Annotated in this window: 26 protein-coding genes; 12 read left to right on the top strand and 14 right to left on the bottom strand. The window is 26.1% G+C overall.

The window, feature by feature from the left end:
• Positions 1-45 precede the first annotated feature (45 nt).
• Both QIA27_RS00130 and QIA27_RS00125 read right to left on the bottom strand, forming a co-directional pair.
• Entirely contained in the window at positions 46-1,674 is a 1,629-nt protein-coding gene (locus QIA27_RS00130; RefSeq protein ID WP_301386103.1) for a PTS transporter subunit EIIC, read from the bottom strand.
• Between the two features lie 325 nt (positions 1,675-1,999).
• Complete coding sequence (locus QIA27_RS00125; protein ID WP_301386102.1) at positions 2,000-3,244, bottom strand: ankyrin repeat domain-containing protein; 1,245 nt, start codon at positions 3,242-3,244, stop codon at positions 2,000-2,002.
• A gap of 101 nt (positions 3,245-3,345) precedes the next feature.
• On the opposite strand from QIA27_RS00125, the gene QIA27_RS00120 reads away from it, so the two are divergent.
• Positions 3,346-3,897, top strand: coding sequence for a hypothetical protein (locus tag QIA27_RS00120; RefSeq protein ID WP_301353217.1), 552 nt, complete (start codon positions 3,346-3,348; stop codon positions 3,895-3,897).
• Positions 3,898-3,906: 9 nt separating this feature from the next.
• Here the strand turns inward: QIA27_RS00120 and QIA27_RS00115 are convergent, their stop codons facing one another.
• Positions 3,907-4,602 carry an ImmA/IrrE family metallo-endopeptidase gene (locus tag QIA27_RS00115; protein ID WP_301353216.1) on the bottom strand — a complete coding sequence of 232 codons (696 nt, stop codon included), beginning with the start codon at positions 4,600-4,602 and terminating at the stop codon, positions 3,907-3,909.
• Between the two features lie 46 nt (positions 4,603-4,648).
• Between QIA27_RS00115 and QIA27_RS00110 the strand changes: the two genes are divergently transcribed.
• The 4 genes from QIA27_RS00110 to QIA27_RS00095 all read left to right on the top strand — a co-directional run bounded on the left by QIA27_RS00110 (position 4,649) and on the right by QIA27_RS00095 (position 8,532).
• Positions 4,649-5,161, top strand: a complete 513-nt coding sequence (locus QIA27_RS00110; RefSeq protein ID WP_301353215.1) for a hypothetical protein — start codon at positions 4,649-4,651, stop codon at positions 5,159-5,161.
• Positions 5,136-5,642 (top strand): hypothetical protein, encoded by a 507-nt coding sequence (locus tag QIA27_RS00105; protein WP_301386101.1) that lies wholly within the window; start codon positions 5,136-5,138, stop codon positions 5,640-5,642. Before QIA27_RS00110 ends, QIA27_RS00105 begins: the two co-directional genes overlap by 26 nt.
• Before the next feature lie 70 nt (positions 5,643-5,712).
• Positions 5,713-7,068, top strand: coding sequence for an NCS2 family permease (locus QIA27_RS00100; protein ID WP_301353213.1), 1,356 nt, complete (start codon positions 5,713-5,715; stop codon positions 7,066-7,068).
• Positions 7,069-7,176: 108 nt separating this feature from the next.
• Entirely contained in the window at positions 7,177-8,532 is a 1,356-nt protein-coding gene (locus QIA27_RS00095) for an NCS2 family permease (protein ID WP_301403374.1), read from the top strand.
• 454 nt (positions 8,533-8,986) lie between these two features.
• Here QIA27_RS00095 and ospC read toward each other — a convergent pair whose 3' ends face one another.
• A complete protein-coding gene (ospC, locus tag QIA27_RS00090; protein WP_301403373.1) occupies positions 8,987-9,619 on the bottom strand; it encodes an outer surface protein OspC in 633 nt (210 codons plus the stop codon).
• A gap of 254 nt (positions 9,620-9,873) precedes the next feature.
• Here ospC and guaA point away from each other — a divergent pair, with 254 nt between their 5' ends.
• Positions 9,874-11,409 (top strand): glutamine-hydrolyzing GMP synthase, encoded by a 1,536-nt coding sequence (gene guaA / locus QIA27_RS00085; protein ID WP_301403372.1) that lies wholly within the window; start codon positions 9,874-9,876, stop codon positions 11,407-11,409.
• Positions 11,410-11,432: 23 nt separating this feature from the next.
• Positions 11,433-12,638: an inosine-5'-monophosphate dehydrogenase gene (gene guaB, locus QIA27_RS00080; protein ID WP_301403371.1), complete on the top strand. Its 1,206-nt coding sequence runs from the start codon at positions 11,433-11,435 to the stop codon at positions 12,636-12,638.
• A gap of 107 nt (positions 12,639-12,745) precedes the next feature.
• On the opposite strand, the gene QIA27_RS00075 is transcribed toward guaB, so the two are convergent.
• On the bottom strand, positions 12,746-14,338 hold the full coding sequence (locus tag QIA27_RS00075) for a peptide ABC transporter substrate-binding protein (protein ID WP_301403378.1): 1,593 nt from the start codon (positions 14,336-14,338) through the stop codon (positions 12,746-12,748).
• A 1,038-nt stretch (positions 14,339-15,376) separates the two neighbouring features.
• Between QIA27_RS00075 and QIA27_RS00070 the strand changes: the two genes are divergently transcribed.
• Entirely contained in the window at positions 15,377-15,874 is a 498-nt protein-coding gene (locus QIA27_RS00070) for an oligopeptide permease-like protein (RefSeq protein WP_301353233.1), read from the top strand.
• A 269-nt stretch (positions 15,875-16,143) separates the two neighbouring features.
• On the opposite strand, the gene QIA27_RS00065 is transcribed toward QIA27_RS00070, so the two are convergent.
• The 5 genes from QIA27_RS00065 to QIA27_RS00045 form a co-directional block, all read right to left on the bottom strand.
• Entirely contained in the window at positions 16,144-16,686 is a 543-nt protein-coding gene (locus tag QIA27_RS00065) for a chromosome replication/partitioning protein (protein ID WP_301386113.1), read from the bottom strand.
• Between the two features lie 67 nt (positions 16,687-16,753).
• Complete coding sequence (locus QIA27_RS00060) at positions 16,754-17,515, bottom strand: ParA family protein (RefSeq protein ID WP_301403377.1); 762 nt, start codon at positions 17,513-17,515, stop codon at positions 16,754-16,756.
• The gene (locus QIA27_RS00055; RefSeq protein WP_301386111.1) at positions 17,491-18,009 is read right to left on the bottom strand and encodes a DUF226 domain-containing protein; all 519 of its coding nucleotides are present in this window, start codon (positions 18,007-18,009) and stop codon (positions 17,491-17,493) included. Before QIA27_RS00055 ends, QIA27_RS00060 begins: the two co-directional genes overlap by 25 nt.
• 15 nt (positions 18,010-18,024) lie before the next feature.
• Entirely contained in the window at positions 18,025-18,936 is a 912-nt protein-coding gene (locus tag QIA27_RS00050) for a plasmid maintenance protein (RefSeq protein WP_301386110.1), read from the bottom strand.
• Positions 18,937-19,051: 115 nt separating this feature from the next.
• The gene (locus QIA27_RS00045) at positions 19,052-20,095 is read right to left on the bottom strand and encodes a hypothetical protein (protein ID WP_301353228.1); all 1,044 of its coding nucleotides are present in this window, start codon (positions 20,093-20,095) and stop codon (positions 19,052-19,054) included.
• 141 nt (positions 20,096-20,236) lie between these two features.
• Here QIA27_RS00045 and QIA27_RS00040 point away from each other — a divergent pair, with 141 nt between their 5' ends.
• On the top strand, positions 20,237-20,866 hold the full coding sequence (locus QIA27_RS00040; RefSeq protein ID WP_301386109.1) for a hypothetical protein: 630 nt from the start codon (positions 20,237-20,239) through the stop codon (positions 20,864-20,866).
• Positions 20,867-20,886: 20 nt separating this feature from the next.
• Here the strand turns inward: QIA27_RS00040 and QIA27_RS00035 are convergent, their stop codons facing one another.
• From QIA27_RS00035 to QIA27_RS00025, 3 genes are read right to left on the bottom strand one after another with little or no spacing between them, the layout of a single operon-like run.
• On the bottom strand, positions 20,887-21,984 hold the full coding sequence (locus QIA27_RS00035) for an alpha3-beta1 integrin-binding protein (protein ID WP_301353226.1): 1,098 nt from the start codon (positions 21,982-21,984) through the stop codon (positions 20,887-20,889).
• A gap of 11 nt (positions 21,985-21,995) precedes the next feature.
• The gene (locus QIA27_RS00030; RefSeq protein ID WP_301386108.1) at positions 21,996-22,313 is read right to left on the bottom strand and encodes a PTS sugar transporter subunit IIB; all 318 of its coding nucleotides are present in this window, start codon (positions 22,311-22,313) and stop codon (positions 21,996-21,998) included.
• 8 nt (positions 22,314-22,321) lie between these two features.
• Positions 22,322-22,669 (bottom strand): PTS sugar transporter subunit IIA, encoded by a 348-nt coding sequence (locus QIA27_RS00025; RefSeq protein ID WP_301386107.1) that lies wholly within the window; start codon positions 22,667-22,669, stop codon positions 22,322-22,324.
• 222 nt (positions 22,670-22,891) lie between these two features.
• Between QIA27_RS00025 and celB the strand changes: the two genes are divergently transcribed.
• The 3 genes from celB (at position 22,892) to QIA27_RS00010 (ending at position 26,389) form a co-directional block, all read left to right on the top strand.
• Positions 22,892-24,214, top strand: coding sequence for a PTS cellobiose transporter subunit IIC (celB, locus tag QIA27_RS00020; RefSeq protein WP_301353223.1), 1,323 nt, complete (start codon positions 22,892-22,894; stop codon positions 24,212-24,214).
• Between the two features lie 289 nt (positions 24,215-24,503).
• Positions 24,504-25,853 carry a telomere resolvase ResT gene (gene resT, locus QIA27_RS00015; RefSeq protein WP_301403376.1) on the top strand — a complete coding sequence of 450 codons (1,350 nt, stop codon included), beginning with the start codon at positions 24,504-24,506 and terminating at the stop codon, positions 25,851-25,853.
• 89 nt (positions 25,854-25,942) lie between these two features.
• Positions 25,943-26,389, top strand: a complete 447-nt coding sequence (locus QIA27_RS00010; RefSeq protein ID WP_301386104.1) for a hypothetical protein — start codon at positions 25,943-25,945, stop codon at positions 26,387-26,389.
• Here QIA27_RS00010 and QIA27_RS00005 read toward each other — a convergent pair.
• Entirely contained in the window at positions 26,373-26,654 is a 282-nt protein-coding gene (locus QIA27_RS00005) for an acylphosphatase (RefSeq protein WP_301403375.1), read from the bottom strand. The genes QIA27_RS00010 and QIA27_RS00005 overlap by 17 nt on opposite strands.
• Positions 26,655-26,699: the final 45 nt, after the last annotated feature.

Below are 26,699 nucleotides of genomic sequence, written 5' to 3'. Positions count from 1 at the left end.
ATTTTTCTATTGGATTAGTTGTTTTTATATTATATTCTTAAACTTTTACATAAGTTTATCTATTTCCATTTTTATATTATCGGATAATCCACCGAATACAATTTGGACACTATTTCCTTTTTTTAATATTCCACTAGCACCCAGATTTTTGAAATAGGTATCTGATTTGATTAATTCTATTTGTTTTAGATTAACTCTTAGTCTTGATGCACATGCATCAATATATGTAATATTATCTTTTCCTCCAAGACCTTCTAATACTTTTGAAGCAGTTTCTGATAAATTTGTTTTTTCTGAACTTATGCTATCTTTTTCCATTTCTTCATCTTCTCTTCCTATTGTTTTAAGATTGAATTTCATGATTGCAAATTTAAATATAAAGTAAAATCCAATAAAGTAGAAGATTCCTAAGATAGGAATTGCTATCCAATTTGTTTTGCTATTCCCTTGCAGTATTCCAAATAGAAACATATCTATAAATCCACCAGAAAATGTTAGTCCCACTCCTACGTTTAAAAGGTGTGTTAAAAGATACGCTAATCCAAAAAGAGGAACATATATAAAGTAATAAAGCGCTGGTGCTGCAAAAAGGAATGCAAATTCAAGAGGTTCTGTAATTCCTGTTAACATTGATGTAAAGCTAGCAGATAGTAGCAATGAAGCTACGTTTTTTTTATTTTCAGGTTTTGATGTATGGTACATAGCAAGCGCAGCTCCAGGTAATCCAAAAATCATAACAACAAATTCTCCGCTAAAAAACCTTGTTCCCTTTGCGACTTCAAAGTGTACAGTATTTGGATCTGCAAGTTGCTTGAAGAATATATTTTGTGCTCCTGATATGAGCTCTTCATTTATTTCCAATGTTCCACCAACAGCTGTTTGCCAAAATGGCAAATAAAATATATGGTGAAGCCCAAATGGAATTAAAGACCTTTTTATTGCTCCATATGCAAATGTTCCAAAAAGTCCGGATTGTTCTACAATTTTTCCAAACGAAGTCATTGCACCTTGGATAAAAGGCCAAATAAATGTTAAAAATATTCCCACTACAAACATTGTTATTGTGGTTATGATTGGCACAAATCTTGTGCCTCCAAAAAATGCTAAAAATGTGGGTAATTGAATATTATGAAATCTGTTATGAAGAAAAACAGCAACGAATCCCGCTACTAGTCCCCCCATTACGCTCATTTGAAGAGAGAATATTCCAAGTACATTTGTGTATTCCTGACTTTTTGCAGTTGCAGCTGTTTCAGGCATTCCTAATTCCAAAAGTGCTTTTAAGCTTGCGCTTTCTGGTGTGATTCCTTGTATATACAAAATTCCATTTATAGTTTGGTGCATGACTAAAAAACCGACTACTCCTGCTAAAGCGGCCGTTCCTTTTTCTACCTTAGCAAGTCCAATTGGAATTGCTGCTGCAAACATTAAAGGCAAGTTAGCAAAAATTACCTCTCCTGTATATTTCATAAGATAAAGTATTGAATTAGCTACAGTTCCTTTCCCAAGCACTTCTTCTAACCCATAAGCCTGAATCATTGTTTCGTTAGTAAATGCTCCTCCGATTCCCAATAAAATTCCGGCTGCTGGTAAAAGTGCTATAGGAAGCATGAAAGCTTTTCCTATTTTTTGTAATATTGTAAATATAGATATAGATGCTGATGATGTTGCCATAATTTTCCCCTTTTTATTAAGTTCAAATTAATTAATTAAAATAATTAATTTAATTAATACGCTTAATATCTTAACAAGATTTTTCGATCTTGTAAAGATTAGCAATGAATAAATAATAATATTATCAAATGACTATTTATATAATTTTGTATTTCTAAAAAGTGTTAAAGATTATCTTTAACTAAATGTCATTTATTATTTAAATATCGAGGATTGTAACTTTTGTTCTCATTACAATTATTTTAAATTAAGCTTAGAGCTTAATAAGTCGGATCAATTTGATTTAGAATGCTGTTATCATGCTAATTGAATTAGCATGATAACATTAAATGCCAATTAAATATTTATAGATCTCACTAGTTTTATCAGAGTAATCTATAGGCAGTTTATTGTCGCTATCCCTGATATTTGGATTAGCGCCTTTTTTAATAAGTGATTTAATAAATTTTAATTCATATTTTTGAATTATGGCATTATGAAGAGCTGTTTGAGAACTTTGATTTGTTAAATTAATATTAAATTCTTTTGTTATTAAATAATTTATAATACTTTTTGCTTTTACATTTATGGCATAAGTAAATATTGGATTGCCGTTAGAAAATATTGTATTTAATGAAAAAATATTATTATTTTTTGCTAAAAATTCTTTAAAATCATCAAGTTTATCATTCTCAGTTAAATGTTGTAGTTGCTTTTTTTTCTCAAGGTATAAACCATACTCTTTTTTGATTTTTATTGTTTTAAGAAAATTGTCTTTCTCTTCTTGCAAGTCTATGTAATAAGGGCTAGTCTCTATATTATTTTTATAATACTCTATAGGAGTAGTAATATTGTTTTCATCAATATAGTAAACATTTATTAGTTCTTTGAAATATATATTTTTATTTTCTGGAATTAGATCAAATCTAACTTTATAGTTTTTAAATTCTCTAAAGGGAATTAAATTATAATTTTGATCGTAAAACAGCAATTCTGTTACTTGTCCGTTTGTATTTTTTGTAACAGGAATAATATTCCCATTCGCATCGATACTTATTTCTGTATTTTCTCCATTTAGAATAGGTAATTTATATTTATTATAAATAGGAGTAATATTTTCTTTTATTTGTTCTAATTTTCTTTTAATTTCTGAATTTGTTGCTTTAACGTAATTTTTATAATTTGTTTGAATTTCATAAGAACTTTTACCTATGTTTTTAGCATATTTCTCAAAACTAGCATTAAACACTGTATATATTGGATTAAATTTTGACATCAATTCCATTCTTATTGGTACTGGAAAATTTAGTAGGTATTTTTGAAAAAATTGTTCGTTTACCTTATGTATTTCAAAAAATTCTTTTTCAAAAATATTAAAATTTTCCAATAATTGCTTTTCAGTAAAGTAATAAGATAAATTTGAGCTGATTATAAAAAGAGCAAAAAAAGTTAAATAATATAAAAAGTATAAGTTTTTTAATTTCTTTCTGATTTTATTTCGTAAGTTTTTATTGAAAATTGTAAAAGATAAAAATCCAATAACAAGGTATCCAGAATATAGAAATATTTTGCTTAGCGCATAATAACTCATTTTGCATCCTTTTAAACTTTATTTTTATATTATATCAAAATATTTATATATTTTTATTTACTTTACTTTATTTTGTTAAAAACATACAATTAAAGCATTAAATGAAGAAGTTTTTAATTTCCATTTATTTTTTATTGCTTTATGGCTGTTCGACAATTTCTTTGGTTAAAATACCAGAAAAAGATAAAATAAATTTAACTCTTTTAACATCTTTGATGAATTATCCGGATTTGAAAATTTCAAATTTTAAAATCAAAGACTATGAACATTTATATCGTTCATATGATTTTGAAAGTTTAAACGATCCCAAAAATAGTGCGTATATTTACGTTGATGAATCTAATTTCAATAGTAATATTAATTTTATTAAAGATCTTTTTATTTATAATAAGAAATTATATAGAATACTTATTGCTTATAGTTTGACCCAAGGAGCATCTTTTAAGGCAGAAGTTTTATCTTATCTTGAAAAACAAAAAATTCTGAAAAATTTTTCATTAAAAATAAATTTTCCAACCGCTAAGAAATTTATGGATAATAAGTATTGGATTGTAATTGCAAAAAACCATTTAGATTCTCTTATTAAGAGCAAAGATTATTTGGTCTTGGCTAATGTAAAGATGGAATATATACTCAAAAAGTTTTCAATTTAAAAAAGCTTTTTACTCTAGATCTTCAAATATTTTTTTAATTTGTTCTTTTTTTTCAAGTTCATATTTTTCCAAATCAAGAGCTATTGATTCTTTAATTTTATCTGTTTTGTGGAGGCAAATGTTAGTTTCTATTTTATGTTTTGTGTTTTTAATTTTAAAAAATTTTTTATTCTTTTTTATTTTGTCTATCTTGTTAAGATCATTAAGTATACTTAATTTTAAATAAATTGTATTTTCGGTTACTTGAAATTCTTTTGCTATTGTTTTTTGAGGGCACTCTCTAGATTTATATTGAGATAATTTTAATTTTAATGTAGTTGTTGGAACTAAAATGTTTGCTGCAAATATATTGGCTTCTGTTATCATTTGACTATCTTGAGGCTCATTATAATAGTTTTCATTTTTAGATAAATTTTTAATTTGATCTTTATGCATCAAATAATGTCCCAAGTGTTTTGCTATTGTAAATCTTTTATTTTCAAGACTCATGCTCTCATTTATGTATAAAGATTTTTCATTTAATTGAATATATCCTGAAAAATCTTTATGTTTGTCTTGAAAATCTATTTCAAAAATTTTTAGATCTTCGCCCATAGCAATTTTTATTATAGGAACAGGAATAAGTAATATTTTGTGTTTTAATATTATATAATCCGAATAGACTTTAGAATTTTCAATATAAGAGCTGAAGTTGTTTGCACCCATTTAATATAAATACTCTCCTTTCTGTATTGTATAATATAAGTTAATTATGAAATATAGTTTTTCTTTGATTTTAATGGTTTTTATTTGTTCTTCTTGCAAGATTTTGAATATTGCTGAAGACTTAGAAAAGAATTTTGAAAAAATTGAAAGAGCAGATTATTTTCTTTATTTTTATCCGGATAGTCAAATCTACATTAAAAAAGATAAATCTAATAATAGATTTACTGTATTTTTAAATGTTATGCTAGATTCAAATTTAAATTTTACTAAAGGGTATTTGAAATTAATTCAAGACAATAAATATATTGGAAGTATTGCTATTTCTAAGGTAGTTAGCATTGGAAATTTTAAGTTTTTATACATTAATCTTGATAAAGACAATTTCACCCTTATGTCAAAAGCTTTAACTCCTTATAAAAAGCTAGTCTTTTTATTTAATGATGATTCTTTTCAAGTTTGGACTAAGGACACCTTGCAATATGATCCAAGATTTATTGATGTTAATTTCAAGAATACAAAAAATACTTTAGAATATGCATTTAAAAATAAAATTTTATAAAAAAACTCACATATTATTGACTGTCTTTAAAATTTTTAAAAAATATTTTTTATTTTTTTATTTAATACCTTTAACATTGTCTTGTTCTACAATCTCTTTTGAAGGTATTCCTGAATTAAAAAAAGATTCCAAATATATTAAATTAATTCAAGAAAATAATAAAATTTCTTTAAGACATTATTTTACTATTTCTAGTAAGTGGAATTTACGGTACAAAGAACCTTTATTTTTAAAAGTTGGAAATGATATAATTGCCCTATTTCTGTTTAATCGTTACAAGCTAGTTGATCATAAATATCTTCAAACCTTTTTTAGCGTTGGAAAAGATATTTCTTTAAAAGCTTATTTAAAGCTTATTAAAGCTAGAAAATTTGTTATTACAAATAGTTCTGAAAGGGTTATTAAAACTATTGTATTTTCAAACTTGCCCGACAGTGAAAATATTCTTTTTCAGAACAATATGCTTAATAAGGTTAAATAGACCTTTAAAAAGAATTAAAAGAGTAATAATTATTATTGAAAATATTTTTAAAAAATATAAAGGAAAGTTTATGGGAAAATATACAAAAGGTTTATTTTTTCAATTTAAAAACAGTGATATTAACTATAAAAAAGAAATTTTTGCGGGCATTACTACTTTTTTGAGTATGTCATATATTATAGCTGTTAATCCGGCGATACTATCTAACACAGGCATGCCAATTGGTGCACTAGTCACCGCAACCTGTCTAACAGCAGCGTTCTCTACAATATTAATGGGGCTTTATACTAATACGCCTTTAGCATTAGCTTCTGGAATGAGCTTAAATGCATTTTTTGCATTTTCTGTGGTAATTGGAATGAATATTCCTTGGCAAGTTGCATTAGCTGCTGTTTTTATTGAAGGATTAATTTTTATTCTCCTGTCCTTCTTAAGGGTAAGAGAACAAATTATAAATTCTATCCCAATAAATCTAAAATACTCTATCTCAGTTGGAATAGGACTTTTTATTGCTTTTATTGGTTTTGTCAATGGCGGAATTATTGTTAAAAATGATACCACATTGGTTGGAGTCGGATCATTTGTTGACTTAAAAGTTTTATTTACATTTTTAGGATTATTTTCTATCGTAATTTTTGAACAATTAAATGTTCGGGGGAGTATCCTTTGGGCAATTAGTATAGTTACTCTTACAGCTTGGATATATGCAACATTTAATTTAGAAGGTGCCAAATCCATTGGAATACATCTTCCTAATGGAATTCTAAGATTTGAATCTATTAAACCAATATTTAATCAATTAGATTTTTCTTATGTTTTAAATGAGCATTTTTGGACTTTTATATCAATAGTTTTTATTCTCCTATTTAATGATTTATTTGATACTGTGGGTATTTTAATAAGCGTCACAACGAAAGGTGGTATGTTGGATAAAAATGGAAAAATTCCTAATGCAAAAAAAATATTACTAGTCGATGGTATTGCTACTACTTTTGGAGCAATAATGGGAGTTTCTACTGTTACTACTTATATTGAAAGTTTTACAGGAATTGCTGAAGGTGGCAAAACAGGCCTTACTTCAATTGTAACTGGATCATTGTTTTTAATTGCAGTTTTTTTTGCTCCCTTGTTTATTGCTGTTCCTGCTAGCGCAACTGCTGCTGCTTTAATATATGTGGGATTTACAATGTGTAGAGAACTAGTAAAAATTGATTTCTATAATATTAGAGAAAATATTTCTAGCTTTTTAATATTTTTTTTAATTCCTCTAACTTATAGCATTTCTTCAGGATTTTTTGTTGGGGCAATATTTTATATTTTAGTAAATGTATCATTTAATCTTTTTAGTAAAGAAAAAATTAAGATTTCTCCTATAATGTTAATATTGTGCTTAATTTTTATTATTAAATTTATTTATGGCTATTAATGTTTTCATAAAATTTAATTTATTACTACATTTTACTAGTAGATTAAATATAATGAATGGTGTTGGTTTTATTTTTGATATAAAATAAAATTTAAGGAGTAATTTATAATGAATCAATCCAACGAAACATTGTTATTTCAATTTAAAAATAACACTATTGATTATAAAAAAGAAATTATAGCGGGGATTACCACTTTTTTGAGTATGGCATACATAATAGCTGTTAATCCGGCAATATTATCTAGCACAGGTATGCCAATTGGTGCATTAGTTACTGCAACTTGCTTAACATCAGCATTTTCCAGTATATTAATGGGGCTTTATACTAATACCCCTATTTCACTAGCGCCAGGCATGGGCCTTAATGCATTTTTTGCATTTTCTGTAGTAATTGGAATGAATATTCCTTGGCAAGTTGCATTAGCTGCTGTTTTTACTGAAGGACTGATTTTTATTGTATTGTCTCTGTCAAGAGCTCGAGAAAGTATTGCAAATTCCATACCAGTAAATTTAAAATACTCTATCACAGTTGGAATAGGACTTTTTATTGCTTTTATTGGTTTTGTCAATGGAGGAATTATCATTAAAAATGATGCCACATTAGTTGGAATCGGGTCATTTATTGACTTAAAAGTTTTATTTACATTTTTGGGATTATTTTTTATTGTAATTTTCGAACAATTAAATGTACGAGGAAGTATACTTTGGGCAATTTGTTCAGTTACTGCTATAGCCTGGACATATGCAATTTTTAATCCAGAAAGCGCCGTTACTGCTGGAATACGTTTTCCAGATGGAATTTTAAGATTCGAATCTATTAAGCCGATATTTAATCAGTTAGATTTTTCCTACATATTAAATAAACATTTTTGGAGCTTTATTACAATTGTATTGGTATTGCTGTTTAACGATTTATTTGATACTTTGGGCACTTTAATAGCAGTAGCAGCAAAAGGTAACATGTTAGATAAAAACGGGAAAATTCCTAATGTTGGTAAAGTATTTTTAATTGATGCCATTGCTACTACTGTTGGAGCAATAATGGGAGTTTCTACTGTAACAGCATACATTGAAAGTTGCACAGGGATAGAAGAAGGTGGCAAAACTGGACTTACAACAATAGTAACAGGAATAATGTTTTTTATTGCAATATTCCTTTCACCATTATTTATTGCCGTTCCTGCTAGTGCAACCGCTGCAGCACTAATATATGTAGGATTTTCAATGTGTAGAGAAATAATAAAAATTAATTTCTCTAATATAAGAGAAAATGTTTCAAGTTTTTTAATACTTTTTTTAATTCCCTTAACATACAATATCTCTTCGGGAATAAGCATTGGAATAATATTTTATGTCATAATAAACATAATACTTAATTTATTGGAAAATAAAAAAAGTAAAATCTCTCCAATAATGATAATATTGTGTCTAATATTTATTATTAAATTTATTTATGGTTATTAATTGATTTGCTATTTATAAAAAAAATTTAAAATTTGCTATTTTAACAAACTAAATTATAAATCATGAAAAAAGCTTTTATCGTCACAATATTTCGCTTATTGAGCAACTTTATAAAGTCTCGCATAAAACTAAAGAACTACGTATTTCCTTAAAAATTTGTCAAAATTCTTCAAACCTTCAAAATCAAAAATTTGTAATTTTTAAGTCAAATTATTACCTAATTTTGTTTATATTTAGAATACCTAAATTCAATTTATTAAAGGCTTTTGAAATAAGTTTTATCCTTTTAAAGTAGTTTAAAGTTAAAATCATTTAATCCTTATTTAAAATGAATTTTAAGAAATTTTTTTAAAAATAGAAAAATAAAAGCCAAGAAAAATTTCTTGACTCTATATTGACTTTATTTTTTCCAGTTACTTTTTTAAAAAAATTAATCTTATAATATTAACCCCAATTAAGGTTTTTTTGGACTTTCTGCTACAACAGGACTTGTAAGCTCTTTGATTGAATTAGCTAATGCTTCTTGAGCTGCTTTTACCAAGCTTTTTACTGATTCAAGTAATTCTCCAAATTCTTTAGCACCCTTATCTTTAGCAGGATCTGTTTTTAAAATAGCTTTTTTTGCATTCTCATCAGTAGCATCTTGTTTGCCAAGATCTGCATGGCTATCGTTTAATTTTTTAGTAAATGCTTCGGAACACTTTTTAGCATCTTCAATTTTTTCTTTTAATTCTTCTGAATTTTTCAATCCATTTAATTTTTGTGTTATTAAAGTTGATATTGCATGAGCTCCTGCTAATAATGATCCGTTATGATTCGCTTCATTAGTTAAACCATTATCTTGTTTTATTTTTTTACCAATAGCTTTATTAGCAAGCTCATCTATAGATGAAATCAAAGTTTCAACTTCTTTCACAGCCAGTACAAATGCATTAGAATCTGTAATTTTTTTACTTATTTCTGTAAGATTAGGTCCTTTTGCAGACTCGTCAACAGGCTTAGTAGATGCAGAATCCCCACCTGAATTATTACAAGATATAAATAAAAATAAAGTCATTAATATCGCACTTAATGTATTCTTTTTCATTAATTTGTGCCTCCTTTTTAAGGAATTATTAGTTCAACAATTTTATTTTTCAATTTTTTATATAAAAAAATAATTTTTCAAGAGTAATATTTTAAATAATTTTTCAAATTTATTTATTGAAAAATTATTTAAAATATTACAAATCCGTTACTTTAAATTGATTTTAAGATTGAAAGAAGTAAGGCCAAATATGTTATAATTAATTGAAATACACTTTAATAAGAAAACTTTTATTAATTTTAAGGAATTGTATTATGAATGCTCGAGCAATACTTGTATTAGATTTTGGCTCCCAATATAGTCAGCTAATTGCAAGAAGAATTAGAGAAATTGGAGTTTATACAAAAGTAATGCCTTACTGTACCCCTTTAAAAGAACTTGAAAATATGAACATCGCAGGAATAATACTAAGTGGGGGGCCAGATTCTGTTTATTCAAAAGAAGCTCCTACCTTGAACATGGAAATTTTTAATTTAAAAATACCTGTTTTGGGAATATGTTATGGGATGCAACTAATTGTTAAATTATTTGGAGGCCTAGTATCTAAAGACTGTAAACAAGAATATGGGAGCTCTGAAATCTTTCTAAAAGATGAAAAATCTATTTTATTTTCAGAACTTCCAAAAAAATTTCAAATGATTATGAGTCATGGAGATAGTATTGAAAAAATTCCCAACAATTTCAAACAGTTAGCTTTTACAAACAATTGTATTGCTTCTATATCAAATGAAACTCAAAAAATTTATGGTCTACAATTCCACCCAGAAGTAACTCATTCCGAATTTGGTGAACAAATACTTAAAAATTTTGTTTTTAAAATTTGCCAAGCTCAAACTAATTGGTCATTAGAAAGCAATATAGAAGCTATTGTAGAAAAAATTAAACTTAAAGTAGGTAGTAAAAAGATTATTTTAGGGCTTTCTGGCGGTACAGACTCTTTAGTTTGCGCATTGCTTATAAAAAAGGCAATAAAAGAAAATTTAATCTGCGTTTTTGTAAACACGGGCTTGTTGCGTAAAAATGAAGATAAAAAAATACTAGAATTAACGCATCAATATGATTTAAATATAAAATACATTGATGCTTCTGCAAAATTCTTTAACCATTTAAAAAATGTAAGTGATCCTGAAGAAAAAAGAAAAATAATAGGAAGAGAATTTGTAAATGTTTTTGAAAAAATTACTCTAGAAGATCAAGATATAGAATATTTAGCTCAAGGAACAATTTATTCTGACGTAATTGAATCTAAATCAAAAAATAACGCTTCTTCAAAAATTAAATCTCATCACAACGTGGGGGGACTTCCAGATAAAATGCGCTTAAAACTTTTGGAACCTTTGAATGAATTTTTTAAAGATGAAATAATTCAAATCGGAATAAATCTGGGCATTAAAAAAGAAGCTCTTTATAGGCATCCATTTCCAGGCCCAGGACTAGCTATAAGAATAATTGGAGAAATAACACAGGAAAAGATAAATATTTTGCAAGACGCAGACAATATACTCACAGAAGAGCTTTTTATAAATGATTTATATTATAAAATAAGACAAGCATTTGTTGTATTGCTGCCTGTAAAATCTGTAGGCGTAATGGGGGATCAAAGAACATACGAATACACAGCTGTCATTAGATGTGTAAATACTCAAGATTTCATGACTGCAGAATGGACTGAACTTCCTTATAATTTTTTAAAAAAAGTTTCTTCAAGAATAATTAATGAAGTTAGGGGTATAAATAGAGTTTGCTATGATATATCTTCTAAGCCTCCGTCAACCATAGAATGGGAATAATAAAAACAACAAAAGGAAACTTTATGAGAAATAAGATAATAAAAGAAGCTTTAACTTTTGATGATGTGTCTTTAATTCCAAGAAAATCCTCTGTATTGCCCAGTGAAGTTAGCTTAAAAACACAATTAACAAAAAACATTTCCTTAAATATACCATTTTTAAGCTCAGCTATGGATACCGTCACAGAAAGCCAAATGGCAATAGCTATTGCTAAAGAAGGAGGTATAGGAATTATACATAAAAATATGTCAATAGAGGATCAAAAAAAAGAAATAGAAAAAGTAAAAACATACAAAATTCAAAAAACTATTAAGAATGCAAACGAACAAGTAACCAAAATACTTGTACCAAAACAAGAGCTAAAAGAATCCGAGATATACAAAAATGCAAAATGCGAAGAAGATTTTCCTAATGCATGCAAAGATTCGAATAGTAGACTAAGAGTAGGCGCTGCTGTTTCCATTGATGTTGATACCATAGAACGAGTTGAAGAGCTTGTAAAAGCACATGTAGATTTACTTGTCATAGACTCTGCCCACGGTCATTCTACAAGAATACTAGAACTTGTCAAAACAATTAAAAATAAATATCCAAACCTAGACCTTATTGCTGGCAACATAGTAACTGAAGAAGCCGCATTAGATTTAATCAATGCGGGAGCAGACTGTCTAAAAGTGGGAATAGGTCCAGGTAGTATATGCACAACAAGAATCGTTGCGGGAATTGGCGTTCCCCAAATAACAGCAATCTGTGATGTTTATGAGGTTTGCAAAAACACAAATATTTGCATTATAGCAGATGGTGGAATCAGGTTTTCAGGAGATGTTGTTAAAGCCATCGCAGCAGGAGCTGACAGCGTAATGATAGGCAATCTTTTTGCAGGCGCAAAAGAATCTCCTTCAGAAGAAATAATGTACAATGGGAAAAAATTCAAATCTTACGTTGGAATGGGTTCTATTTCTGCTATGAAAAGAGGTTCCCAATCAAGATATTTTCAACTTGAGAACAACGAGCCTAAAAAATTGGTTCCTGAAGGAATTGAAGGCATGGTACCGTATTCCGGGAAATTAAAAGATATTTTGGCTCAATTAAAAGGTGGATTAATGTCTGGAATGGGTTATTTAGGAACAAGCACAATATCTGATTTAAAAATAAATTCTAGATTTGTAAAAATAAGCCATTCTTCATTAAAAGAATCCCATCCTCACGATGTTTTTAACATAACATAAAGATACAAAAATATTCATTTCTTATTTTTGTTTATAGCCAAATCAAAAGATCTAGCTATAAACTATTTACAATTAAAAATTAATTAAAAAAATAAAATAAACATAAATCATTTAATTGGCTTTATCTCAGATAAATTAAACCTTTCCGAAATATTTGGCTCCCAGCCTTTCCACTTGTCGTTCCTAAAAAGATAACTAGAAGAAGCTACATTAATAAATATACCGGGGAAATCTTTTTCGATTATTATTGCTTCTGCTTTTTTTAGAATTTCCTGTCTTTCAGAAATATTTCTTTCGTGATCTGATTTTATTAAAAGTTTATCATATTCAGAATTTGAATATCCATAAGATGAAAAATATGTGTTTTCGGTTTTAAAGATGCTTAAGAATGTCATGGGATCAGCATAATCTCCTGCCCAACCTGCTCTTATTATTTCATAATTACCATTTACCCTACTATTTATGTATGTTGACCATTCTTCATTCTCAAGCTGAACATCAATATTTAAGTTTTTCTTCCACTGATTTTGAATAAATTCAGCAATTTTTCTCTGACTATCATTTGTATTGTACTTTACTTTCAATAAAGGGAAATTTTTACCATTAGGGTACCCTGCATCCACCAAAAGCTTTCTTGCCATTTCAGCATCAAATAAGCTTAAATTACTTTTGTACGAGTAATCAATATAATCTGGAGTTGCTCTTCTTGTAGGAATAGAACTATCATTAAGAACGCTTTCTGTTAAAGTTTTTCTATCAATAGCAAGAGATAGAGCCTTTCTAACTTTAACATTGTCAAGCGGTTTTACTTTGGTATTCAAAGAATAAAAATAAGTCGAATTGATCCCTATTGAATAATAATCATCTCTAAGCTTAAGATCTTTAAGTAAATCTGGTGAAATATTGTTAAAAATTGCATCTAGTTCATCATTTAAATACATATTATAAGCTGTCATACTATTATCTGTAGTAAAAAATATGATACTATCAAGAGCAACATCTTTAGATTTATAATATTTATTGTTCTTTTCAAGAATAACCTTTTCATTTAAAACTCTAGATTTTAATTTGAAAGGACCACTAACAACCATATTCTCAGGATTTGTCCAACTTTGCCCATATTTTTCAATAACGTGCACTGGTACGGGAATAAATGTTTGATGCACCAGCATATCAAGAAAATATGGTTTTGGAGATTTTAGTGTTATTTCTAAAGTTTTCTCGTCAAGAGCTTTAATTCCAAGATCAGACTCATTTACTTTGCCATCAAAATACTCTTCTGCATTTTTTATAGCAGACTTAATCATGCTAACAAGAGATGATCCGGTTTCTTTATCTAAAATTCTAAGATAAGATTTTCTTATCCCCTCGGCAGTGATGGCAACTCCATCGCTCCAAACAAGATTATCTCTTAAATAAAACGTATAAACTATCCCTTCATTAGAAATATTCCAACTTTTAGCAAGTCCTGGCCTATATCCTCCAGTTCTGGGATCTCCATCTAAAATACCGAGAAACATTTGACTTACAATCTTTGATCCAATCGTATCGTTTATTAACTGAGCATCTAAAGTAGCAGGTTCACTTCCAATATTTAGCTTAAACACCAATTTTTGCCCATCATTTTCCTTAACGCAAGCAATAAATAAGATTGCATTGAAAAATAACAAGGCTTTTAACTTTTTTATCAATATTCTCATATTAAGCATCCTTACAAGTTTTTATAAATTTAAATTTTGCCTATATTTTATTATATATGAAATGTAATTTCACATTAACATTATTAAAGGCATTTAAACTATTGCTTAAAACAAAAACTTATAATTTATTTCTCATTAAAATGACATCTATTATATTTTGATCTTTAATTTTTATCAGGGGTATATTCCAATTATTAAAATGTTATTTTTTAAACCAAAATTCGTATTTTACATTGATAGTTCCTTCTTCTATAGGAAGGACACAATAATCCATAAAAACTAGCATTTTTCTGAAAACTAAAAATCATTAAAATAAACAAAATAGTTGTTCTTATATTAAAAAAATTATAATCTTTCATTGTTCCCTCTCCAATGGTTATTCTATAAATAAGATCTATATTAGACTTATTATTTTTTAATAAAAAAATAAATTAATATTGAATTTTAAAAAATTAGAATTAAATTGTAATTTGTAAATTAAATTTCATATTTAACACTTCCTTTGTGGCAATAAAAGTTCTTATAAAGAGAACTTTATTGTTTTTAAAGCACCTTTTTCAGGATGTTAAAACATACGAAATCTTTATTTTGCATTTTCAGCAATTTGCTGCAATCCTGAGCAAAAGTTTTAATCAAAAAACCTTAAAAAAAGGAATTTAAAAATTTATAAATGCTTTAAATTATTTATAATACATGTATAATAAAATTTACTACCCAATAAATAATTAGGGAATAAAAAGAAATTTTGAAAATCACATAAACAAAAGATATATTCATAACAATAAAAGAATTTAATTCATAGGTCTTGAAACTAACTTTTTGGCCCCTAAAAATAGACTTATGGGTATTTTCAAAATGCTCACAATATTAATGGGAAAATATTAAATAATTTGTAAAACGAATTTTATGAATCTAATTTTTTAAAAAATGATATTAAAAAATAATAATTAATTTATTAAAAATTGTTTGCAATGATCTAATAAAAAATATATTATTATGTTCATTAATCTATAATTTTTTTTACCAAAGGAGAGGGATATGGAATTATATCGAGATCAATCGAAATTTTTAAAATTGCTGGTATTTTTTTTATTAATATCTTGCAATTCTTTAAACGTTGAGCACGATCAATTTGGAAAAATATTTAGAATATACCAAAGTTTAAACAAAAATGCGGAACTTAAAGGGATTTTTAATTATAAAACAGGAATAACTAAAATAGTTTTATATACAAGATTTAGGAATCATAGTATAACAGAGCATACTAATTTGTTATTACCGGATGGAACTAGAATTGAAGGAAAAATAAGCCATAAAAGAGATAATAACCATTTTTTTGGTAATTGGATTAATTATTCTTCATTTGTTCTGCCTAAGTCCTTATTAGAAAAGATGATAAAAGAAGAAGATGCTTCTTATAAGAACGATACGGTTAAAATTAAAATTGGATTAGAAGATTTAAGTTTGAAAAAATATAAAATTTTGGATTTCTTAGTAATGATTGAATCAATTGAAAATAAAGATTATAAAAATTAATTTTTATAATCTTTATTGGTTCTTTTATTTTCTCGTTTAGAATAAAAATTCTAATTCAATAGTATTTTTATAAAGGATATAAATCTTTTTTAATAGTTTGTAAATATGACAAAGGCTACCTTATGGTAGCCAACTTATTATTCTAATCAAACAACAAGAGCGAGACATTGCATCTCAATCTATATAGATTATTATATAGTATTTTATTTTTTTGTAAAGTGTTTTTGAAACATTTTTTGAATGCAGAATCACTTTATGAATTCAATATATTATTTTTTAAAATTGTCATATTTGTTTTTAATATTTGTAAGTAGTTCTTGATTGTTGTAATATAAATCTTTTAGTAAAAAGCTAACAAAGCTAGTATTTGATTTATAAAAATTAAAACTTTTCTCGTCTTCAATTTTTAACTTAAAGGATTTATTTAATGTGTTTTTTGAAGCATCTATGATACCATTACTTTCTAAAATTTGTATAGCATGCTGTACTCCTTTTTTTAAAATTAATTCGTAATTAATTTTACCACTATCAATTCCTATCGCTAATTTAATATATCTATAAACGGTAGTTTTTGCCATATTATAATCTTTTATGAAATGGCTAAAGCTTTTATATTTGTCTATAGCATAATATTTATTATCGTTAATTTCTTTCAAGATTCGGGCTGTTTCAATTTTATTATAGGATTCCTCTTTTATCAAAATTTTTAGTTTTTCTTTTAATTTTAAATATCTAGATTCTCTGGTTTTTTCAATTTCATTTTTATTGAGTTCAACTCTTTTAACAATTTCTATTTTTTTATTTAATTTCATAGTTTATTTTATCTCCATAGAATACTTTCAAATTAGTTCCATATGGAACTTTTAGTTCCATATGGAACTAATTTGAAAGTATTCTTAAAAAATTTTCAATTATATTCTCATAGGCTTTATAATAATCCTCATTAGAGTTGAAATTTTCTCTATAAAAAATGGTTTTGCGTAAATTATCCCTTTTGGGTACGCTTCCTAAAAATCTATTCTTGTATTCAAATTCAATAAGATTTTTAAGTTCTTTGTCAATATTTTGCCTTTCAACGAATTTGGTTATTAGATAGAATATTGGTAAATCATTTCTAAAAAGATCGTTAAGTCTATGTGTTATTAGCTCTAGACTTTCAATTGCCCATTGATCAGTCGGTAAGGGTATAATTAGATAGTCTGTAATTATCAAGCTATTATTAAGCAAACTTCCCAGTGTAGGTGCTGTATCCATTATTATAAAGTCATATCTATCCTGAATGAAGCTTAAAAATATTTTTAGCAAATTTTCTTTTAATGAAATACTTTCTTCATTAAATTTACTTAAATCTATATGACTTGCTATGAAATCTATGTCATTATTTATTTTAATTATTGAATTTTCTATATCTATTTCTTTTTTAAGAACTTTATATATATTAATGTTTTTTAAGCTAAGATTTTTTTTTCTTATAGATTTTATGTAAAAACTTGTACTACTTGCTTGTGGGTCTAAATCTATCAGTAATATTTTGTTATTTTTTTTTGAAAGTATGTTTGTAAACATCAGTGATGTTGTGCTTTTTCCTACTCCCCCTTTTATTGATGCTATTGTTATTATTTTTGATTTTTTTTTATCCAATTTAGTATTCCTTTATTGCTTTCATAGTTTTTGCCATAAAATTTATGTATTTCTTCCTCAATTTTTAAAGTTCTTTCTAAAAGAGATTTGTAAAAGATTTTGTTTTTGTTTTTATTTTTGGTGAATATGTATAGACTTCTTAGGTAACAAAAAACACTGCCTTTTTTGAACCTGAATTCTGTGTAAAATATTTTTTTTAATTTTACAGTTTTTTTTGTTCCTTCTTCTGAATAATTTATAATAAATGGTTTTGAAAGGTTTATAAAGCCATAAAAGATTCCTAAAAATTTGTCGCTTTCTTTTATTGAAAATAAATGAAAGCTTTCGTATTTTTTTTTATTAAAAACGTTTCTAAGACATAGCCAAAATTTTCCCTTTTTTGGTTTTGCTTCAAAATTGTTTATCATGCTGAAAATTTTAGTATGATAAATAATTTTGTTTTCTAATTGTTCAATTTTGTTGAAAAAATTTTTCTTTGTTTCTTTGTTTTTCATTTTATTTTTTTGACTTTACTTTGAAATTTTTTTATCATATTTTTGATTTTTTATTAGATTTCTTATTAATACAATAGCATTTTTTATGTTATTTGATGTATGGGTTTTTGGTTTTTTTTCGAATTTTATTTTGTTTTTATTTTTAAACTTTTCTATTAGTTCGTTGAAATCTGTGTTTTTAAAATTTTTTGCCATGAACCATACTTTTTTTTTCTTTTTTTCTAAATTTCTTTTAAAAAATTTTATGATTTTTGTTTCTTCATATTCGCATAGCTCTTCCATAAAGTCTTTTAAGTTCCATAATGAATTTTTATAGCTTATGATGTTTCCTGTGATTTTTTTGATTTCTTCTAAGTTTATTTTTTTTGATTTCTTTTTTATTTCTTTTTCTAAGAAATTTATGGTTTTTTTTATGTTTTGTTTTTTAAAATAATTTTTAGAATTCTTATATTTTTTACTTAAATCATTACTTAATACATGTGAAGTTATTTGATATGAAATTTTATAATTTTGAGATTCTTCAATTATTTTAATTTTTTTTAGTTCTTTGTTTTTTGATTTTTCATGTTTAATTTTTTTATTAATAAAATATGCTGTACTGATAATTTTTTTGGCCAATTTTTCAAGAGCTTTGTTTATTGTATAGTAAGTAAAGCTACCATTGTTTTTCCCAAGTGGATTAAAATGACTTTTAATTAATCCTAAATTTTCAAAAATTTTTATATCATTTTGTATTGTTCTTTTAGTAACCCTTTTAAAACCTTTTTTTTCCAATATAGAATTCGTCATTGCTACAACATTGCTTAGAGAATATTTTTTTTTAGATATGAAGTAGTTAACGCTTAGTTTTTGGATTACCCAAAATATTTTCAATCTTCGATCTACTACTTTATTGAAAGGCATCTTATTGGTTGTTAATTGATACATTTTAAGCTCCTATCGTTTGATCTTTTATTGCATTAAGCATTGAAATTAATGATAATACACTTATTTAAAAAAGTAAAGTTTCATTGGTGAATTTACAATCAAGTAGACATAAATTTTAACTTATTGAATCTTGCTTATTTGATTGTAAATTTTTTATACAATGATCCACTTCTTTTAAAAATTTTAAAAGAAGTGGTTTGTATATTTCAAATGTGAATTCACCCTTTTCACCATAAGATTTTAATTTTAAAATAATATCTTTTTCAATGTTTTTTGTCAGCTCGATTATTTTTTTTGGACTTAATACTATATTTAATGTTTCTTTTATTGTTTTTGAATCCTTTAAAGTTCTCATAGGAGGCTCAATTTTTAATTTTCTATCATTTTCATCATAAATGGAGTTTAAAAAGCGTAATTGATCAGAGTATAAGCTTAAATTTAAAAACAGGATATTTAAATTTTCACAGGGGTAATAATTTGCTATAACAAATGTTTCGTAAGTTTCTGCGGGTGTGTTTGATTTTTCAAATAATTTTGGAATTTTCATGCTGTAGATGTAATAATCCTCTATTTCATTATATTCTGTTTTAAGCTCTGTTTTTTCAATTTCAATTTTTCTATTATCAATACGTTTTTGTAATATATTTTTAGATATTTTAGTTTCTTTATCAAAATCTGTTAAATATTCTAAAATATAGTCCTTATTAAATTTTGTACTATGCGATACATTCCAATTGTCCTGGAAGTCAATGTTAATGTATTCCCCTATACTTTTATCGTAAATGTGGGTTAATAGATCTCTTGAATTAGTTAGTGAAATGCTGATAATGCTTTTATTAAAGCTTGATTTTATTTTAAGCTCTGCTTTATATTTTAAATAGTTAATTTTTTCTTCATTTATCAAGATACTTTCAGGATTTATTTGCAATCCTTTTTTTTTGATGTAAATATTAACTTTAAAATTTTCTTTTTCTGTTAAAGGATTATATATTCCCACAATAGATATTTTATTGTCATAATTCCTGCTTATTATTGAGTCTTCTTGAAATTTAAGTTTTCCTAATTTATGACTTGTATCATGTAGATTGAAATTACCATTTGAGATGGATTTGCAACCCAAAATTAATAAAAATAAAGAAATGTTTTTTAGGTATTTCATTTTTTATTCCTTAAGTGCTTTTATATAAATGTAATTCTAGTGCAATTATTACATTCTTTTTGATTTTAATTATTGAAGAATTTGTTATACTTTTTATGTAAGCTTTTTATTAATATTAGTATATTTCATGAGAAATCTTAGATGAAAATAAAAAATAATTTTCTTTTTACCTTTATTCTTTTTTTATTTTCATGTAATATTAGTGTTTCTTCAATTTTTATTAAGCCTTTAGATGAAGCAATAAAAATTGAGATTGGTTTATATGAATCGTTAGGAAATGGTAAATTTAAAACCGGTATTCATACTAAAGATTACTTTGACTCTATTAAAGATATTAGTTATTATTCCTATTTTTTTATTTTAGATAAATTTAGTAATAATATTGTAATGAAATTGGTTTTAATTTCTAAAAAAGCAAGTTTATTAACCTATGATTTTGGTATTTTTTTTGATCATAAATTTAAATTAACAATTTCTAATTTGAATTCAAATGAGTCTGAATTTAACATTATTAATAGTTTGAACAAAAAAATTGTTTTAAAAAATAATATCAATAGCAACATTTTGAATGTTGTCACTATTATTTTAAATTTGGATGATATAAAAGCTATTAATCGGAACTTTGAACTTAAAAATTATATTGATGATCTTAATTCTACTACTAATGAATTTATATATTTTTTTAACAGTTCTAAAAATTTCGATCTAAAAGAGTCTTACATTACTGTTTATTATTATGTCTTTAAAGCAATTGAAAAATTTTTACAATAGACGAACCCTTATTAAGGTATTTATTTGTTTTCTATTATTTTGAATTTTTCCCAAGATTCTATTTTTTCAAGTAGATATATTTCTTCATTGACTATTTTACCAACTACATTTGTAAGGCCATTATTTGGAGTATCTTTTAGTGATATTTGAAGTTCTCCTGCATAACCTAAATATTTTGAAGAATCTATCAAGATGTCTCCTTTTTTGATTTCATTTGGGGAATGCACAGGAAATTTTTTATTATTGTAGTATGCTCTTGGCATAGTTGATCGAATTCTATAAGAATTAATATCTCCTCTATTAAAATGTAAATTTTCAAGTATTATTTCTTTTTCCACTGAAGTTGCTTTAGGATTTATGTCTGCTTTAAGTTCTAAAATATTTCTATTTACTTTTGATACTTTTTTTAGTTCTGTTTCACTTGGAAAACAATTAGAAATTAAGACGGTGTCTATTCCTTCTTTGAAAAGATCTTTTGCCTGGGTTTCTATATCTTTAGATCTGTGTGATTCTAGTGTAGGAACGCCTTCTTTTTCTTTTCCTCGTGCGCATTCTTCTGCATTAGTAGAACTAATAAATGCGGCTGTTGGGATTGAATAATGTTTAAATATTTTTGTTGTTTCTTTAAAGAAAGTCCTTGAAAGTCCTGTATATTTGTGGGGATAAAAATTATGACATCCAAGCAAATTTTTTATATTGGGCTTAAAATACATTATTGTGTCAATATGTTTATTTATATTACTTATGTTAAGTTGAATCTTAAGGTCAGAATCGTTAAAAGTCATTAATGATTCTTCAATTCCTGTAAATGTATTGTCTAATCTAATTGCCCAAGCACCAAGTTTTTTGAAATAATCTAGTTTTGGACAATTCCTAAGATCTGAAAGATCGATTTCCAATTCTTTGAAAATTTTTGGACTTACATCAATAATAGGTTTCATTCCGTTCTTATTTGCAATGTCGAGCAATTCTTTGAACATGTCAAATTCATTTCCGTTAATATAGAGTAAAGAGGTAAATACTTGAGTAAATCCAAAATGGGCACTTTTCTCAATATATTCGATAATTTTATTTTTAGGGCTTACATTAGGGTATATTGATATTCCAATTTCTTTCATTTTAACCTTCTTCAAAAAGGACTTTTATTATTAAATGCGTTAATTGCAAGTTGTAATACTTTCCCGCCATTCATTGTTCCATAATCGATTGTGTTAATTATTTCGATTGGAATTCCCTTGGGTTTTGTGATTTCTTCAAGTCTTTTTTTATTGAATCTTGACTGTGGCGCAAGTAAAACAACATCAAAGTGGTCAATAACTTCGCCAAGTCGTGTCTCAGCAATAGCCTCGATTTTTGCATTTATATTATTTGCTTTGGCATATTTTTCAATTCTTTGTAATAGCATACTTGTGGACATTCCGGCTCCACATACAAGCAGTATATTCATATTTTCTCCTATTTTTTTATTTCATTTATTATTTTGTAAACATTGATTAATTCTTCAAAAATGCTTAATTCTGAAATTGCAGACATTAGATGATCTTCAGCATGAATTAAAATAAAAGGTGTTTTAACAGAGCTTGGATTAGTAGCGGATTGCTGTATTATTGCTCTGTGTGTTTCATGAGCCTTTGCAATAGAGTTTTTACTTTCTTGTATGGTAAGCTCTGCTTTTTTATAGTCTTTGTTTTTAGCGTATTCTAAAGCTTCTCTTAGAAAGCTTTTAGCTTCACCAGAGTACGCTACAACAGGCATACTTATTTTATCTATTAATTCTTCTATGCTATATGTTTTTTTATTCATATATAAAAGATCCTCCTTTGATTTATAAATAAATAATTAATATTGTTTAATAAATCTTATAATATATTATATTATAAGATATATTTAAAATAAATAATTTATTTTAAATATATCTTATAAGGATTTTTTTGATATAATTATTATTAATTGAATTAAATTACAATTTATATTACAAATCGTTAATTATAACTTTTAATTAGTTTTTATTGGAGGATGGTTTTCATGAATTTTCAAGATTTTATTGAAACTACTTTAGTTCCTATTGCTAGTAAAATTGGTTCAAATAAATATTTAATTGCTTTAAGAGATGGTTTTACTTTTTCTATGCCTTTTTTGATAGTTGGTTCTTTTATTTTGCTTTTAGTTAATTTGCCCTTTACAGATTCTCAAACATTGTTGTATCAACAGTGGTATGTTGATTTAATGGCTAAATATAAAGGAAATCTTGTTCAGCCATTTTATGTAAGTATGGGCATTATGTCCATATTTGTTGTTTTTGGTATTGGTTATAACTTATCCAATCATTATAAGCTTAGTGGAATTACAGGGGGATTTTTATCTCTTTATACATTTTTAATTTTAGCTGGGCAATCAGATTGGATACCTTACGGTGGAGATACTGCTAAATGGGGAATTCAGCCTAATGGATGGTTTCCTGTAATTGATGCAAGATATTTTAGCGCTCAAGGGGTATTTACAGCCATTATTTCTGCTATTTTTTCTGTTGAAGTTTATAAATTTTTAGTTCAAAAAAATATGGCAATTAGGCTTCCAGAGTCTGTTCCGCCTGCTGTTTTAAAATCTTTTGAAGCTTTAGTTCCTGTTATTGTACTTTCAATTGTAGCTCAAAGCGTTAATGTTGCCATTCAAAGTTCGGTAGGAAGCCTTTTCCCCGAAATAATTATGAACATGTTTCGACCTGTTTTGCAAATTAGTGATACTTTAGTTGGGACCTTAACGATTTCTTTTATTGTTCATATGTTATGGTTTTGTGGTCTTCATGGTACTAATGTTATCATTGCTCTACTTAATCCCATAATTCTGACAAATCTTGATTCTAACATTAGGGCTCTTTCTGACAATCTTCCACTTCCTCATATTTTAGCGGGAGGATTTCTTGATTCGTTTGTGTATATTGGTGGTAGTGGCGCAACTTTAGGCCTTGTTATTGCTATGATGCTTAGTAAATCTCAACATCTAAAGGCCATAGGTAGACTTTCATTTGCGCCCGGTCTTTTTAATATCAATGAACCTATTATGTTTGGGGCACCAATAGTTTTAAATCCTATATTAGGGATTCCCTTTTTACTTATTCCTATGTTTAATATAATTGTTGCGTATACTCTTACTAATTTTGGAATTATTGAAAGAGTCAGAACCCTGACTCCATGGACAACCCCTGCTCCTATTGCAGCTTTTTTTTCTACAGGGCTTGATATTAAAGCGTTTGTTCTAGTTTTATTATTATTGATTATTTCGGTATTTATGTATTTGCCCTTTATAAAGGCATATGATAAGGTTCTGCTTTTGCAAGAAAAAGAATAGCAAATTCTTTTGAATTGGTATTGTAAAACTTATGGTGGAAATATCAAAGAGCTATTTATAAATAGCTCTTTTTTAGGTAATAAAAGAATTTATTTAAAATTTTGAATTTTATTATTTGTGTTTTAAATCAACAGAAAGATTGGCTGGCATAAATGGAACATCTCTTTGTTGATTTTTATGTAGTTTAGTACAATATTGCACGATTTAAGTTGATATATAGGTAGGTTTTCAGAAAATCAAAAATTTTTTACTTAGCTAAAAATTTTAAACTTGGTATAATTGAGTTGGTATGCCTCCAAAAGTAAAGATAAAAAATGATCTTGAAATATTTAGAAAAGAATTAGAAATTTTATATACTAAATATCTCAATAATGAACTTTCGTATTTGAAATTGAAAGAAAAACTTAAAATTCTTTCAGAAAATCATAAAGCTATTCTTTTTAGAAAAGATAAATTTACAAATCGTTCAATAATATTAAATCTTTCGAAAACTCGTAAAATAATTAAAGAATATATTAATCTTTCAGTAATCGAAAAGATTAAAAGAGATAATACTTTTTTATTTTTTTGGAAATCAAAAAAAATAAAAGAATTAAAAAATATAGGAATTAAAGACCAGAAAAAAATAGAAGAGTTAATATTTTTAAATCAAATTAATAATGAGAAACCCTATTTTCAATATTTTATAGATTTGTTTGTAACTCCAAAATGGTTAAATGATTATGCTCATAAATATAAAATTGAAAAAATTAATAGCTATAGAAAAGAACAGATATTTGTTAAAATTAATTTAAATACCTATATTGAGATAATTAAGCTTTTATTAAATCAAAACCGAGACATTAGATTGAAATTTTATGGAGTTTTAATGGCAATAGGTCGTCGTCCTGTTGAAGTAATGAAGCTTTCTCAATTTTATATCGCAGGTAAAAATCATATTCGTATGGAGGTTATTGCAAAAAAGCGAGAAAATAATGTTCTTAATGAAGTTGTTTTTCCAGTTTTCGCAGATCCCGAATTGATAATTGATTCTATAAAAGAAATACGCTACATGGAGCAAACCGAAAATCTTACTAAAGAGCTAATCTCTTCAAATCTTGCATACAGTTATAATAGATTGTTTCGTCAAATTTTTAATAATATTTTTGCTCCTGAAGAATCTGTTTATTTTTGTAGAGCTATTTATTGTAAATTTTCTTATCTTGCATTTGCGCCCAAAAACATGGAAATGAATTATTGGATAACAAAAGTTTTAGGGCACGAGCCAAGCGACATAACAACAGCCTTTCATTATAATCGGTATGTTTTGGATAATTTAGATGATAAGGCAGACAACAATTTATTAAAATTGCTTAATCAAAGAATTTATACATATGTTAGGCGTAAAGCCACCTATTCTATTCTTACAATGGATCGTTTAGAAAGTTTAATAAAAGAGCCGTGTATGCTTGATGATAATTATATTAAAACATTGATTGTAATTAAAGATTTGATGTTGAATGATAATTTAGAAACTTTAGCAATGGTTAGAGGATTGAATGTTAAAATTCGCAAAGCTTTTAAAGCTACATATGGATACAATTATAACTACATAAAACTTACAGAATATTTATCAATAATTTTTAATTATAAGCTATAGTTTTTGCTTTTTTAAATCTTATTTATTGTTAATACATTTAGAGAATATTAGGAAATATTTTATTAATAAGATATTATAATATAATTGATATGAAAATAGGTCTTCGTTATTTCTTTAAAAAAATTTTAAAATCTAATGACAATAGAACAATTTATATTTCTTATCTTTATGATAAGTTGGCTTCAGTTAAGCCAGCCGGAGATTGGCTTAAAATTTATTTTAAAGATTCCAAAAGAGGTAAAAAATATTTTATTCTTTTTAATAGGGATGGTTCAAATGGTAGTTTTATTTCATGTAGATTTTTAAAAACAGATTGTAATTGTGGTCTTGACATTAAATTTTCTGATGGCAATTTGAATATCTTTTGCAGAAATAGAAAGTCTTTGGAATTTTTGAAATTTAAAGTTGAACATTTTTTTAGGGGTGCTGTGTCTTACTCTAAAAAAAATAATTCTGATGCGAGTAGCACTAAACTAAAGTCTAAAAAAGTTAAAGTACTTGACAAACTAGAAGCAAGGTCTAATAATAAATTTTAAAGTTATTAAATTGAAAAGGATAGTTTTCATCTAGAGTTTGTTTTTCAATATTTTCAATGTTTGAATACTTATTCCCATTTTTTAGTAATTTTTCAAATTTTTTTATTTGTTCTTTAGTGTTAAAAAAAGCTACAATTTCTACTCTTCCATCGTTTAGATTTTTTACAAACCCTTTTAGTTTCATATTATTTGCTATTTGCTCTGTAAAAAATCTAAAACCAACACCTTGAACTTTGCCAGAAATAAAATACTGCTGTTTGTACATTATTACCTTCTTTATATAAAATCTATCCAATAGAAAAATTTCAAA

The sequence above is a fragment of the [Borrelia] tanukii genome (assembly GCF_030439725.2).
In the GTDB taxonomy this organism is placed as follows: Bacteria; Spirochaetota; Spirochaetia; order Borreliales; family Borreliaceae; genus Borreliella; species Borreliella tanukii.
Note: the sequence above shows the minus strand (reverse complement) of the source record. Positions and strands in the feature narration are given on the sequence as shown.